General features: G+C 62.7%; 3 protein-coding genes. 1 reads left to right on the top strand and 2 read right to left on the bottom strand.

All coding sequences use genetic code 11. The features are described 5' to 3' along the window. Positions 1 to 82 (bottom strand): alpha/beta hydrolase (locus FLP08_RS16775; protein ID WP_500681174.1); only part of this gene is annotated, 82 nt, incomplete at its 3' end. Between the two features lie 215 nt (positions 83 to 297). On the opposite strand from FLP08_RS16775, the gene FLP08_RS16770 reads away from it, so the two are divergent. After that, positions 298 to 510 carry a DUF3079 domain-containing protein gene (locus FLP08_RS16770; RefSeq protein WP_003111981.1) on the top strand — a complete coding sequence of 71 codons (213 nt, stop codon included), beginning with the start codon at positions 298 to 300 and terminating at the stop codon, positions 508 to 510. A gap of 180 nt (positions 511 to 690) precedes the next feature. Here FLP08_RS16770 and FLP08_RS16765 read toward each other — a convergent pair. Then, the coding region (locus FLP08_RS16765) for a biopolymer transporter ExbD (protein ID WP_202912786.1) at positions 691 to 830 on the bottom strand (140 nt) is incomplete at its 5' end.

Here is an 830-nt window from a genome sequence, read left to right as displayed (position 1 = left end):
GCTGCCAGTGACTTTGCCAATGGGCGTCTTCCGAGCCGTACCAACCGGGCACCAACACATAACGGACGCGTTCGCTGTGCATGGAGAACCCTCCAGAAAAATTCATCACCAGGGAAGTGTAAGGGCGCAGCCTTTTTTCTCTAAGGAATAAAAAGCAATTTTAATATTCTATTAATACATATATGCCAATCGAGTTGATCCAGCGCAAGCCGAAGCCACTTTTCCGCGGCAGCGCCTGGGCGGCGCAAGCCATCGGCGGTATACCTGAGCGCAGGCATCAGGTATCGGGACAGGATCATGGCCAAGAAATTTCCTCTCCATCCCAGCCATCCGGAGCGCATCTGCTGGGGTTGCGACCGCTATTGCTCGGCGGAATCTATGGGCTGCGGCAACGGCGCCAGCCGCACCCAGCATCCCAGCGAACTGTTCGGCGAGGACTGGGCCGGTGAATGGGAAGTCGAAGGAACGGAGGACGCCAAGGAGCAGGAGGCGCCGGCACGCCAGGCCTGAGCGCCCAGGCGTGGGACGTGCGAGCGCCGGACAGGGTGCGCGACGCATTCGCGAGCCCGGCCTCGGCGGACACACCCGAGGAGCGTCCATCCGGAATAAAAAAGACCGCTCTCCCCTGCCCGGATCGGAGCGGTCGAAACCGTTGCCCGCCCGGCCTGCGCCGGACGGCGTGGATTCGCTTCAGCGTGCGGTGATCACCGCCAGCCTGGTGATCCCGGCGCGCTCGATGGAAGCCATGGCCTTCGCCACCTGGCCGTAGTTCACCCCTTCGTCGGCCTGCAACTGCACGCGGACCTCGGCGTCCTTCGCCTTGGCCGCGG

The sequence above is a fragment of the Christiangramia aestuarii genome (genome assembly GCF_009735585.1).
Lineage (GTDB): Bacteria > Bacteroidota > Bacteroidia > Flavobacteriales > Flavobacteriaceae > Christiangramia > Christiangramia aestuarii.
This window is presented reverse-complemented; position numbering and strand designations above follow the sequence as displayed.

Bases quoted from the DNA above. Each gene is read 5' to 3' on its own strand.
- FLP08_RS16770 (WP_003111981.1), top strand. From the start codon at position 298: ATGGCCAAGAAATTTCCTCTCCATCCCAGCCATCCGGAGCGCATCTGC.